The organism is Pseudomonas sp. H3_E07 (assembly GCF_054668895.1).
Map to the genome: position 1 here is coordinate 1,505,622 of NZ_CP162795.1, position 12,209 is coordinate 1,517,830.

The following is a 12,209-nucleotide window of genomic DNA, read 5'->3' on the forward strand; positions in this document are numbered from 1 at the left end:
ATCTGGTGTTGAAGGCCGCTCTTGGCGCGGCGGTGGTGTTGATTCTGGCCGCGCTGGCCAAGACCAAAAACTACTACATCGCTGGTTTGGTGCCGCTGTTTCCGACCTTTGCGTTGATCGCCCATTACATCGTCGGCAAGGGCCGCTCGGTGGAGGATTTGAAGACCACGATCCTGTTCGGGATGTGGTCGATCATTCCGTATTTTGTATATTTGGCGACGTTGTATGTGGTGGTGGATCGGATGCGGTTGGAGGCGTCGCTGGCCGTGGCGGCTGTCGCCTGGTTGATGGCGGCAACCGTATTAGTGAGCATCTGGGTACGCGTCCATACCTGACACACCACATTTGAATTGAGGTGTGCCGGAAAGATCAGCGGACTATTTTGTCGACCTGAATGCCCAGCTTCTTGAGGCGGTACCAGAAGCTGCGCTCCGAAATCCCGATCTTCGCCGCCGCCGCCGCTTGCACGCCATTGCTCTCCTGCAACGCCGCGAGTATGTAGGCCTTTTCCACTTCCGCCAGTGCCGCATCCAGGTCCTGGGGAATGCCCGGCCCGTCGCTGAGGATCGCCGTCACGTCGCCCTGGTTCGGTTTGGACGCAAACAGGTAGCCCGGCAAGTCGATGTCTTCGATCACCGGCGACGCCGCCACAATGGTCGCGCGCTCTACGCAGTTCTGCAGTTCACGAATATTGCCTGGCCAGTGGTAGGCCGCCATGGCCTGCAACGCTTCAGCACTGAAACCGGTGATGCGTTTACCGGCAGTGGCGCTGAGGGTCTGGGCGAAGTGACGGGCCAGGGGCGCGATGTCTTCCACCCGTTCGCGCAATGACGGCAAGGGAATCGGGAACACGTTGAGGCGGTAGTACAGGTCTTCGCGAAATTCCTTGTTGGCCACCGCGTCCAGCAGGTTCTTGTTGGTCGCGGCGATCACTCGCACATCCACCTTGCGCTCGCGGGGATCGCCCACCGGTTCGATCACCCGCTCCTGCAACGCGCGCAGGATCTTGGCCTGCAACGCCAGGGGCATGTCGCCCACTTCATCGAGAAACAGCGTGCCTTTGTCGGCCTGTTGGAAGCGCCCTACCCGGTCAGCCACGGCACCGGTGAACGCGCCTTTGCGGTGGCCGAACATTTCGCTTTCCAGCAGCCCTTCCGGGATGGCCGCGCAATTGACCGCCACGAAGGGTTTGTCGGCACGGCTGCCATGTTTGTGAATGGCGCGGGCGACCATTTCCTTGCCGGTGCCGCTTTCGCCGGTCAGCAGGATGGTGGCGCTGCTGTCGCGCACCGAGTCCACGGCTTGCAGCACTTTGCGAAACGCCGGGCTGTCGCCTACCAGGCTGTCGAATTGCGCGTGCTCGTCCAGCTCGGCACGCAGGCGTGCGTTGTCGCGCATGATGTCGCGAAACTGCAGGGCCTTGGCCACGGTGATGTCCAGCTCGTCGATGTCGAACGGCTTGGCGATGTAGTCGTAGGCGCCGTTGCGCATCGACTGCACGGCGTTCTTCACCGTGCTGTAGGCGGTCATCACGATCACCGGCACATGGGGGTAGCGCGCCTTGATCTCGGCCAGCAGCGCCGGACCGTCCATGCCCGGCATGCGCCAGTCGCTGATCACCAGGTCGATGTCTTCCTGTTCCAGCACCTTGAGCGCATGCAGGCCGTTGCCGGCGATGAACACCTGCACATCGTTCTGCCCCAGGGCCGATGCCAGCAAGTCGCAGAGCTTGGGTTCGTCGTCGACTACCAGAATGTTATGCGTCATGACTGTCCTCGTCGTCTTCGCCACTCGCCGGAATGTACAGGCTGAAGGTGGCGCCGGCATCTTTTTCACTGGCACATTCGATGCTGCCGTCGTGACTTTCCATGATCGAATAGACTTTGGCCAGGCCCAGGCCGGTGCCGGAGGCCTTGGTGGTAACGAAAGGCGTGAAGATGCGTTCGATCATGTCCGCCGGAATACCCTGGCCGGTGTCGGCGATGCTGATCACCGTGTTCTCGCCGTCCGCGCGAATCCCCAGGGTCAGGCGCCCACCTTCGGGCATCGCGTCGATGGCGTTGAGAATCAGGTTGAGGCACGCCTGCTTGAGCTGTTTGGCATCTGCGTAGATCGTCGCTCCCGGCGCCTGGTCGTCGATCTGCGCATCGATAGTATGCGTGGCCAGCTCCGGGGCGCAGAAGCCGAGGATTTCCTCCACCAACGGGCGCGCCGGCAGCAATACGCGCAACGGCGGGTTGGGCTTGGCAAAGTCGAGGAATTCGGTGATCAGGTCGTTGATACGGCTGACTTCACTGATCACGTATTCCAGGTGGCGCTTGTCGGTGTCCGCCAGATCGGCGCGGCGGTGCAGCAACTGCGTTGCCGTCTTGATGATGCCCAGCGGGTTGCGGATCTCGTGGGCCAGGCCCATGGCGACTTCACCCAGGGCATGCAGGCGATCACGTCGACGCAGCTGCGCTTCAAGGTGATGCAACTCACCCAGGCGCTCGGTCATATGGTTGAAGGTACTGCTCAACTGCGCCAGTTCATCACCACCGCTGACCACCACGCGGTGCGCATAGTCGCCGGAAATCACCGCACTCACGCCCTGGGACAGGTCCCGCAGCGGCTTGGTCAAACGTCGCGACACCAGTACCCCGGCAGCCAGCGACAAGGCCGAGCTGAGCAGGAAGATCAACACAAACAGATTGCTCTGGTTTACCAGCCCCACCAGGCTGGTGTGGCGCAGCAAGCCACTGAAGATCACACCTTGCAGGTCACCGGCATCGTTGAAGATCGGCCAGTACAACCCGCTGTAGTTGTTGGTGAACTGCTCGCTGGGCTGCCTGGTGGCGCGCATCGCGGTTTCGACGCTCTTGGGGATGCGCGAAGGGTGATCCTCAAAACGTTGGGTCGAGAAAATCTCAGAGAAACCTTCGGGGTTCGCCAGGTACAGGCGCAGGTCGAGGGAATGCACGTCGGCCACGCTGGTGAGGAAACTGCTGTCCAGGTAAGTCCCGACCAGCAGCTCGTAATCGACGCCGTCCTGGGAGGTCTCGAAAGTCGAGACCACGATGCCGGTGGACGCGCCCCCTACCTGCACAGTCTGCAACACCGTATTTTTGGCCAGGCTGATCTGCTTGACGATGTCGGATGCCGCGGTGCTGAACACGATTTTTTGGTCACTGGTGCGAATCAACGCCACCACATCAATATCGGTGGCATCGGCAATGTCGGCGGTCAGCCGGTCGTGTTTGGCCGCTTGCTTGCTCGCAGGCGGGCTGGTGTAGCGCAAAAACAATTTAGCCATGCGTGCGTTGTCATGAAGGATATCGCCGATCTCGTCCTTGACGATCTTGGTCGACTCCTGCAGCCAGATGCGCACGTTGCTGTCGAAGATCTGCGACAGCGTGGTGGCCGCCAGTTCGGCGGCGATCATGGTGGGAATCACACTGACCAACCAGAACGCCAGCACCAGCTTGCGCTGGACGCTCCAACGCGAAATGGCAAAGGGGCGGGCTTTCTGGCGGGTCTTGGTGATCATCAGGTTTCGCTTATCGCAGCAGCCATGGCAGGGTCGGAACGATCCGGTCGAATAAACAGTTTTACAAGCTTGAGCAGGCCGTTGACCAGCCGGTTGCGGTGGCGGAAAAACACGCTGTTGCCTTGGAACTCGCAGCCCAGGCGTAGCTTACTGGCATACCCGGCCTGGCCGCACTCATACACCGCAATATTGTGTTGAATACAGTAGTCGACATTGGTCAGCCAGCTACGGAAGTACAGGTTGTAGTCGCGAGTGAACTCAACGTCATGCCCGAAAAACTTGTCCACCAGTCGATGTTCGTCCACCAGGATCAGGTTGAACGCCACCAGTTGCTCGTCCACCCAGTAAAGAACACAGACCGCGCGCTCATCAAGGCGTTCGAGCACACCGGTGAAGTAGCCGGCGGGCAGCCGCTCGAACTGCAATTCGGCACGCGTCAGCGTAGCCTCGTACAGGCGCATGATCTGCGGCAGCACGTCGTCGATATTGCGCCGCCATTCCACCCGTGGCCCCGGTGCGCGCAGTTTGCGGCGCAGGTCCTTGCGCGTGGATTTTCCCAAGGAGCCCAAGTAAGCGTCCACCGAGCCGTACGGCAGCGGCAATACCCCCGTGGGCAAGCTCGGCATGCTCTGGAAGCCAGCAGCCCGGCAACTTTCGACCCAATCCGGGTCTTTGCTCGGTGCATCCTTGACCGCCACCAGGCCGATACCAAAGTCATCGGCATCCTGGCGCGCGGCTGCCAGCAGGTGCTTGAGCAACAGCGGTCGGCGCCCATCCGCCACGCCACTGGCAAAACCGACGTCGCAACGCTCAGCCACCGGGGAACCGAGGGCATACAGCCCCAATTGCAATAGCCCCGGCCACAAGCGCTCGACACGCTCGGTCACGCGCTTGCCGGCGCCCGACACCGTCGTGTCGAGGCGATAATGGGTGATGAACGCCGCCGCCACAGCCGCCAGCGTTCCATCTTCGTAAACCGCCAGGTAACGCCACTGGAAATCTTCGATGGCGGCGTTCTCCACGGCGACGTAATAGTCCCAATCCTCCAGGGCTCCCGCAAAACAGTCGTTCCAGGCACTGCGCTGGATGGCCCGAATGGTCGGGAAGGCTTGGGTGGTGATCACAGGTTTCCCTTATATCTGGGGTGAGCGCCGATCAAACGTGGGAGCTGTCGAGCCCCGGCGAGGCTGCGATGGCATCACCTCGGTGCATTTGAAAGACCGAGGTGCCTGCATCGCTGCCTCGCTGGAGTCCCACCTCGACCTGCATGGGTTTGAGGCCCGCGTGCTGCTCGACGAAGTCGGCACTCAACTCGATCACGCGGCGGTATTGCAGGTCGACGGTGATCATGTGGTAGCAGTTGTCCAACAGGATCTTGGTCACGGGCCCGCCCAGATGGCGCTCCACATAGTCCGCGTTCCAACGGCTGGTGATGTCGTCCTCGATGGAGTGCAACACCAGCGCCGGCACGTTGATCTGCGGCATGCGCTTCTTGACCACAGCGTTCATCCGGTGCAATTCGCGCACGGTGATGCCCTCCATGGTCAACAACCCCGCCTCGCTGCTCTCGCCTTCCTTCATCTGCCGCTCGACGATGCCGCGCAGGCGCTCGTTCTTGATGCCGTACGGCGGCTTCTCTTCGAAGCGGCAGAGATGCACGCCGAAGGGGATTTTCATCAACAACGGCGTGAGGAATGCCAGCTTGTTGATGCTCCAACCGTCGTACTTCAAGGTGGTGGAATACATCAGCAGCCCGGCGACTTGCCCAGGGTGCTCGGCGGCCACATACATCGACATCACCGCGCCCATGGACAAGCCACCGACAAACACCTGTTCATGGCGCTGCTTCACGCCCGCGAAGGTCTTGCGCACGCCTTCGTACCAGTCTCGCCAGCCGGTGGCTTGCAGGTCGCTGTTGTCGCCGCAATGCCCGGCCAGGGTGGGCACGTACACCGTGCAGTTGCCCACCTTGACCAGGCCCTTGGCGACCTGGCGCAACTCCGTCGGGGTGCCGGTCAGGCCGTGGATCAACAGGATCCCGACCGGACCATCACCGAGAACGAAACCGGCATCACCCTCACCGAGGTCGATCTCTACTGTGTTCACCGGTTGGTCGCCCGCACCAGCAGTTGCTCAAGCAGCTTCAGGCCCAGTTCGATTTCCGGGTAGCTGATTTCCAGGGACGGTGCCAGGGTGATCACGTTTTTGTAGTAACCGCCCACGTCGAGGATCAGACCCAGCTTCTGACCGTCCACCACCATGTCGCCCTTCATGCCTTCCTCGACCATGTAGTCCAGGGTCGCCTTGTCCGGTGTGAAGCCATCCGGGCCGCAGATTTCGCAGCGCAGGGCCAGGCCCAGGCCGTCGACGTCGCCGATGATCGGGAAGCGTTTCTGCAGGTCTTGCAGGCCTTCGAGGAAGAACTTGCCCTTGGCCATGACCATCGCGCCGTAGTCGACTTCGTTGGTCATCTTGAACATTTCCAAGCCTACCGCCGTGCCCAACGGGTTGGAGGCGAAGGTGGAGTGGGTCGAACCTGGCGGGAAGATCTTCGGGTTGATCAACTCTTCACGGGCCCAGATGCCGCCCAGTGGGTTGAGGCCGTTGGTCAGCGCCTTACCGAACACGATCACGTCCGGTTGCACGTCGAAGTGCTCGATCGACCACAGTTTGCCGGTGCGGTAGAAGCCCATCTGGATTTCGTCGGAGACCATCAGGATGCCGTGCTGATCCAGCACGTGCTTCAACTCACGGTAGAAGTTCATCGGCGGGATCACATAACCACCGGTCCCCTGGATCGGCTCGACGTAGAACGCAGCGTACTCACTTTGGCCGACTTTCGGGTCCCACACGCCGTTGTATTCGGTCTCGAACAGACGGGCGAATTGCTGCACGCAGTGGCTGCCGTATTCTTCCTTGGTCATGCCTTTAGGGCCACGGAAGTGGTACGGGAATGGGATGAACTGCGCGCGCTCGCCGAAGTGGCCATAGCGACGACGGTAGCGGTAACTGGACGTAATCGACGACGCGCCGAGGGTACGCCCGTGGTAGCCGCCCTCGAAGGCGAACATCAGGCTCTTGCCGTTGGTGGCGTTACGCACCACCTTCAGGGAGTCTTCGATGGACTGCGAACCGCCGACGTTGAAGTGCACGCGACCGTCGAGGCCGAACTTCTTCTTGGCGTCGACCGCGATCATTTCCGACAGCTCGATCTTGCCCTTGTGCAAGTACTGGCTGGCGATCTGCGGCAGGGTGTCGATCTGCTGCTTCAGCGCATTGTTCAGGCGTGGGTTGGCGTAGCCGAAGTTGACCGCCGAGTACCACATTTGCAGGTCGAGGTAGGCCTGGTCTTCGGTGTCCCACACGTAGGAGCCTTCGCAACGGCTGAAAATACGCGGCGGTTCGATGTAGTGGACGGTGTCGCCGTAGGAGCAGTATTTGGCTTCTTTATCCAGAAGGATCTGGTCTTCGGCGGTAGCGATACGGATATCAGACATGGTGGAAGAGTTCCTGATTGTCAGCAGCAGTAAAGGTGGTGGCGTTGGCGGCGAGGCTTTGTGGCAGTTGAGCCAGCAGCGCCGTCACTTCGGCAAAGGTGTCGAAGCGCGCATGAGGAATGTGGTTGGCGACGCAGTAGTCGGCGAGGCTGCCCTTGGCGAACACGAAGTCGGCAGTGGAGGCCACGCACATGTCGGACTTGCCGTCGCCGATCACCAGCACGCGCTTGTGGCGCGGGGTGGACTTGCACTTGCAGTTGCCGGAGGCGGCACGGCAGGCATCGCTGGAATACGGGAAGTCGATGCGCCAGCTGTTCTGATCGACCTGGCGCAGGCGGTTGGCGAGGATCGGCAGCAAGGTCACGTAGTTGCGCGACAGGATTCGCGCGATGCCCTGCTCGATGCCATCACTGACCACTTCGATGGACGCGCCCAGGCCGATCACGTGGTCGACGAAGTCCGGGAAGTCCGGGTCGATCTCGACGCTGTCGAAATACGCCAACAGTTCGGAGGGGGTCGCCTTGATCAGCGCCAGTTGGCGGCTCAGGCATTCGCGTGAACCGATATGCCCATCCAGCCATTCCTGTTCGATGGTTTCCCACTCGGGGCCGGCGAAGCGTTGGAGGACGTTGTCGATGACATCGGTGGGGGTGATGGTCCCGTCGAAGTCACACACGATATGCCATTGGATCATCGTTGTTTACCTTGGAAGAGCGCGCTGTGTGCGCTTGCAACAAGGGGTAGAGCAGGGAGTGTGCCAACTGGCGCAGGCCCAGCGGGGCTGGGGCTTTGCTCGGCATGGAGGGCGATTTGTGTCGTGGAAGCTACAATTTTTGTAGCTTGCTACAAACAAGATGAGTGCTTGCGCGAGGTCGACGCTTTGCGCGTTCATGCGCACGTAATCAATCAAGGAACAGTGACCATGTTGAGGATCACTTGCGCTGCACTGGCCGGTTTATTGGGCCTCTGGAGCGTTTCGAACGCGGCTCAGGCCGAGGGTATCACCGGCGAAGTCGGCGCAGGCGTCAGCTACCAGCCCCATGACCCTACCGGCAGCCGCTACGAAACGCGGCCCGTTCCCTATTTCGACTTGGACTGGGGCGATGTCAGCCTGAGTACCGACGACGGCTTGACCTGGAGCGCGTTGAACAGCAATGGCTTTACCGCCGGCCCGTATATCAATTATCTGCAGGGGCGCACTTCGAACGGCTCGCTGCAGGGGTTGCGTAATGTGTCGGACATGGCCGAGGTGGGCGGTTTTGTCCAATACGCACCGGCTGATTTCTGGCGGGTGTATGCACAGCTGGGCCAGGCCGTCGGGGGGGGCCACGCGCAGAGCGGCACGCTGGGCAAGGTCGGCGGCGAACTGGGCTACCCGCTGGGCAACGGGATCATCGGCAGCAGCGGGCTGGTGGCGCACTTCGCCGACGCCCGCCAAACCCAGACCTTTTTCGGCGTGGATGACAACGAGGCAGCCGCGTCGGGCTTTCGGCCGTACAACGCCAGCGGCGGCTTCCAGAACGTGACGCTGACCCAGAGTTTCGAGTTTCCCCTGGCTGCCAAATGGTCGTTGCTGACCAGCGCGAGCTGGGTGCATCTGGTGGGTTCGGCGGCGGACAGCAGCATCGTCCGGCAGACTGGCGACGTTAACCAGGGCCAGGTGCAGACGGCCATCAGCTATAAGTTCGATTAGGTTGGTCTGGGGTTTGCAATGAGGTCCTGGAATCCATTTTTCCAGGACACTCTTCATGGCTCGCCCTGCTTACCGTTTGCTGCATCACTCGCTCTGGGACCTGGTGCCCATCGCCCTGGGCCTAGGGCATTTTGCCTTTGTCGTCTGGCTGGTTGCCGCCTTCCATAGCCTGAGCTGGTGGGCCCTGGTGCCCCTGGCACTGGTCTACGCGATCAGCATGTCGTGGAGCATCAACAGCATCTCCCACAACCAGATCCACAATGCCTACTTCAGCCATCGCGCAATGAACCGCGCCTTCGACCTGCTGCTGTCGGTGACCATCGGTTTTTCCCAGACGCTCTACCGCGATATCCACAACCGCCATCACCGTGGCAACGCCGACCTGCCGGGCCCAGATGGCAAAACCATCGACCCGCTGTCGATCTACCAGCGCGGGAAGCAGGGTCAGCCCGAAAACCCGTGGGCCTATACCTTCCTGAGTTTTTTTCGCGACGATCCCAAGCCGTTCTATGACGAGATGAAGCGCAAGCGCCCGGCGGATGCGCGCTGGGTCAAGGTTGAGATCGCAGTGACTGTGGCGTTCTATATCGCCCTGGCGCTCTACAACTGGCAGGCGGTGCTGTGGCTGTTGCCGTTCTGGTACCTGGGCCAGTGCCTGTCATCACTCAATGGCTACTACGAGCACTTCGGCGGCAACCCGGACCTGCCGATCGCCTGGGGCGTGAGTTCCTATAGCGTGCTGTACAACCTGATCTGGATGAACAACGGCTACCACGCCGAGCACCACTACCGGCCGAAGATGCACTGGACCAAGGTGAAGGCGTTTCATCGGGAGATTGCCGAGCAGCAGCGTGAGGCGGGGGTGAAGCAGATTTCGGTATCACACGGTCTGGGCTTCCTGGTGGCGCACCGCAAACGCCAGGGCTGAACCCCAGCTCTTGCGGTGAGCGGGCTTGCCCTGCGCGAGATAAGCTCGCTCACCACAACGATCAGCCCAGGCCAGCGTGATCAGTTTTCTTCGCCTTCGGCCAACAGGGCAATACCCCCGATAATCACCGCGACGCCCACCCAGTGCAGCGGGCTGATATGTTCCCCCAGCCCCAGCCACGAACCCAGCAGCACCACCACAAACACCAGCGAACTCAGCGGAAACGCCAGGGACAGACTGCTGCGCCGCAGGATCAGCATCCACACGAAAAACGCGCCGATGTAGCTAGCAATAGCCGCCACGATCCCGGGGTTGCGCGCCACGTCAGCCAGCCATTGCCAGCTTAGATCCATTTGCCCCAGTTGGTCCCCGGCCACTTTGGTAAACAACTGGCCGGCGCTCTCGGTGCAAATCAGCAAGGCCCACAGCACCACCGTGCCGAAACGCCCGTGTAGCCACCCGTTGTTCATCGTCTGCGTACTCATGCCTGACTCCCTGCAATCGCTACCAACATCACACCCAGGGTGATCACCAGCGTGCCCAACCAACGACGGCGACTGACGGTTTCCCCCAGCACCACCTTGCCCGCCAACACCACCCCGCAATAGGCCAGCGCCGCCGCCGGGAACAACAGGCTCAACGGCGCACGGGACAAGGCTTCAAGCCACACGAAGAACTCGATGGCATACGCGCCGATCCCGGCCCACAGCAGCGGCGCATTGAACACCTGGCCCCAGAAGGCATTCAGGCGGAAACCGCCGTCCAACTCGGGCAAACGGTCCAGGCCGATCTTGAAACACAGCTGGCCGATCACATCGAGCACGATGGAAAACGCCACCAGCAACACCACAGTCAACGTCACGGGAACAACTCCTCAAACAGGTCGATCAGGGCTTCATTGGTGGCGGCGTTGCGCTGCAGATCTTCGGCGCTCCAACGCTCGGGCGGCGGCTGGTCGGACTTGGCTTCCCAGCGCTTGAACGCATTGCTGAAGGCGGGCGTGGCGAACTCACCACATACGTCAATGCCGATGATGCGTTTGCGCGCCGCCAACGCCCGCAAAGCTTGCAGCAAGTGGGTCAGGCGCATGCCGCCCTGGTCCCAGTTGGTGGCCGCGTCTTCACTGGCGAGTACGTCTTTGTCGATGGTGATCCAGATGGCTTCGGTGGGCAGGCTGGTGATCATCTGATCGAGGAACGCCGCCCAATCCAGCTCGGCCAGGTTGCGCCAATACAGGTGATTTTCCTGCTGCTGGTGACCGGCACCGTCCCCTACCCTGCCCCAGACTTTCGACGGCGGATGCTGCCAGGGAAACAGCTGCAAGTGCCCGCGCTTGAGGGCTGCAAGGTTGCCACCGCGCAGTTGCGGGTTATGCAGGTCGTCGCTGCACGGGCCGAGGGTGACGATGCGCTTGATCGCCGGCATCTTCAGCGCGCGGTTGACCCACGATCCGCAATGACGCTTGGGCGCAAAGCGCACCCAGTCGGGGTGATTGTCGAAGTGGATCAGGCTGATGGGCTCTTTCAAATCGGCGAGGAACGCCGGCGTGAGGTGGTGATAGTCGCCAGAGCCGACAAACAGGATTTCCGGTCGCGCATCGGTGGGCCGAGGCCGTTGGGCCAGGCGTTCGGCGAAGCGTCTCCAGGTTTTCTCGGTGGACCATAGGCGCAGCTTCGGGCCCAGGTCCAGCAGGTCGATACGGGTGGCACGGCCACTGGCCAGACGCCGGGCAATCGGTGCCTGGCCGGTGAGGCTGTGGTCAAGGTCAAGAATATTCAAGGTAATGTTTCACCCCTAATGGCAGCGCCCATCCGGATACCGGACGGGCTTTAGGGGGTCAATGCAAGGGACGGGCCAGCGCTTAGCCTTTGGCCTCTTGGATGATCTGGCGGATCGCTCCCACAAAAGCTTCCGCCGGCTGCCCACCGCTGACGGCGTACTGGTCGTTGAACACGATGGTCGGCACCGAGCTCACGCCACGGGAGATCCACAGCTGCTCTTGTTCACGGACTTCAGCGGCGTATTCATCGGAGGCGAGAATCTCGGCCGCACGCTGGATATCCAAGCCGACGCTTTCGGCGATGATCGCCAATGTGGCGTGGTCGGACGGGTTCTGGCCGTCAGTGAAATACGCCTTGAACAGCGCTTCCTTGAGGTTGTATTGCAAGCCTTCCAACCCGGCCCAATGCAACAGGCGATGTGCATCAAAGGTGTTGTAGATACGGCTTTGGCCATCGGTACGAAAGGCAAAACCCAGCCCGGCGCCCATGTCGCGGATACGTTCGCGGTTGGCCTGGGATTGCTCGGCGGTGGAGCCGTATTTTTCGGTGATGTGCTCGACGATGTTCTGCCCCTCGGCGGGCATGTTCGGGTTCAGTTCGAACGGCTGGAAATGAATCTCGGCCTGCACCTCGGCGCCAAGCTGGTCGAGGGCTTCGGTCAGGCCGCGCAGGCCGATGATGCACCAGGGGCAGGACACGTCGCTGACGAAATCGATTTTCAGGGGGGTACTCATGACAGGCAACCTCGCTGGCTTGAATGGGCCACAAAGGTTGCACGATACAC

At 61.2% G+C, this 12,209-nt stretch carries 13 protein-coding genes; 3 read left to right on the top strand and 10 right to left on the bottom strand.

What is annotated here, in order from left to right; all coding sequences use genetic code 11:
• Positions 1–5: 5 nt before the first annotated feature.
• On the top strand, positions 6–335 hold the full coding sequence (locus tag AB4O08_RS06915; protein ID WP_176332300.1) for a GlpM family protein: 330 nt from the start codon (positions 6–8) through the stop codon (positions 333–335).
• 34 nt (positions 336–369) lie between these two features.
• On the opposite strand, the gene AB4O08_RS06920 is transcribed toward AB4O08_RS06915, so the two are convergent.
• The 6 genes from AB4O08_RS06920 to AB4O08_RS06945 are packed head-to-tail and all read right to left on the bottom strand — an operon-like array spanning position 370 to position 7,717.
• Positions 370–1,767 carry a sigma-54-dependent transcriptional regulator gene (locus AB4O08_RS06920; protein ID WP_460114769.1) on the bottom strand — a complete coding sequence of 466 codons (1,398 nt, stop codon included), beginning with the start codon at positions 1,765–1,767 and terminating at the stop codon, positions 370–372.
• On the bottom strand, positions 1,757–3,526 hold the full coding sequence (locus AB4O08_RS06925; protein WP_010212774.1) for a sensor histidine kinase: 1,770 nt from the start codon (positions 3,524–3,526) through the stop codon (positions 1,757–1,759). The genes AB4O08_RS06920 and AB4O08_RS06925 overlap by 11 nt, the downstream gene beginning before the upstream one ends.
• Positions 3,526–4,650 carry a GNAT family N-acetyltransferase gene (locus AB4O08_RS06930; protein WP_460114770.1) on the bottom strand — a complete coding sequence of 375 codons (1,125 nt, stop codon included), beginning with the start codon at positions 4,648–4,650 and terminating at the stop codon, positions 3,526–3,528. Before AB4O08_RS06930 ends, AB4O08_RS06925 begins: the two co-directional genes overlap by 1 nt.
• A gap of 31 nt (positions 4,651–4,681) precedes the next feature.
• Entirely contained in the window at positions 4,682–5,632 is a 951-nt protein-coding gene (locus tag AB4O08_RS06935; protein WP_010212779.1) for an alpha/beta hydrolase, read from the bottom strand.
• Entirely contained in the window at positions 5,629–7,023 is a 1,395-nt protein-coding gene (locus AB4O08_RS06940) for an aspartate aminotransferase family protein (protein ID WP_021492534.1), read from the bottom strand. Before AB4O08_RS06940 ends, AB4O08_RS06935 begins: the two co-directional genes overlap by 4 nt.
• Positions 7,016–7,717: an MtnX-like HAD-IB family phosphatase gene (locus AB4O08_RS06945; RefSeq protein ID WP_021492535.1), complete on the bottom strand. Its 702-nt coding sequence runs from the start codon at positions 7,715–7,717 to the stop codon at positions 7,016–7,018. Before AB4O08_RS06945 ends, AB4O08_RS06940 begins: the two co-directional genes overlap by 8 nt.
• A gap of 228 nt (positions 7,718–7,945) precedes the next feature.
• Here AB4O08_RS06945 and AB4O08_RS06950 point away from each other — a divergent pair, with 228 nt between their 5' ends.
• Together AB4O08_RS06950 and AB4O08_RS06955 are read left to right on the top strand one after the other, a co-directional pair.
• Positions 7,946–8,716 carry a MipA/OmpV family protein gene (locus AB4O08_RS06950; RefSeq protein ID WP_010212785.1) on the top strand — a complete coding sequence of 257 codons (771 nt, stop codon included), beginning with the start codon at positions 7,946–7,948 and terminating at the stop codon, positions 8,714–8,716.
• Between the two features lie 55 nt (positions 8,717–8,771).
• Complete coding sequence (locus AB4O08_RS06955; protein ID WP_010212787.1) at positions 8,772–9,644, top strand: fatty acid desaturase; 873 nt, start codon at positions 8,772–8,774, stop codon at positions 9,642–9,644.
• 80 nt (positions 9,645–9,724) lie between these two features.
• Here AB4O08_RS06955 and AB4O08_RS06960 read toward each other — a convergent pair whose 3' ends face one another.
• The 4 genes from AB4O08_RS06960 to AB4O08_RS06975 form a co-directional block, all read right to left on the bottom strand.
• Positions 9,725–10,129, bottom strand: a complete 405-nt coding sequence (locus AB4O08_RS06960) for a DMT family transporter (protein WP_010212788.1) — start codon at positions 10,127–10,129, stop codon at positions 9,725–9,727.
• A complete protein-coding gene (locus AB4O08_RS06965; protein WP_010212789.1) occupies positions 10,126–10,506 on the bottom strand; it encodes a DMT family transporter in 381 nt (126 codons plus the stop codon). The genes AB4O08_RS06960 and AB4O08_RS06965 overlap by 4 nt, the downstream gene beginning before the upstream one ends.
• Positions 10,503–11,423: an arginase family protein gene (locus AB4O08_RS06970; RefSeq protein WP_010212790.1), complete on the bottom strand. Its 921-nt coding sequence runs from the start codon at positions 11,421–11,423 to the stop codon at positions 10,503–10,505. The genes AB4O08_RS06965 and AB4O08_RS06970 overlap by 4 nt, the downstream gene beginning before the upstream one ends.
• An 82-nt stretch (positions 11,424–11,505) precedes the next feature.
• Positions 11,506–12,159, bottom strand: coding sequence for a DsbA family oxidoreductase (locus AB4O08_RS06975; protein WP_010212791.1), 654 nt, complete (start codon positions 12,157–12,159; stop codon positions 11,506–11,508).
• Positions 12,160–12,209 lie beyond the last annotated feature (50 nt).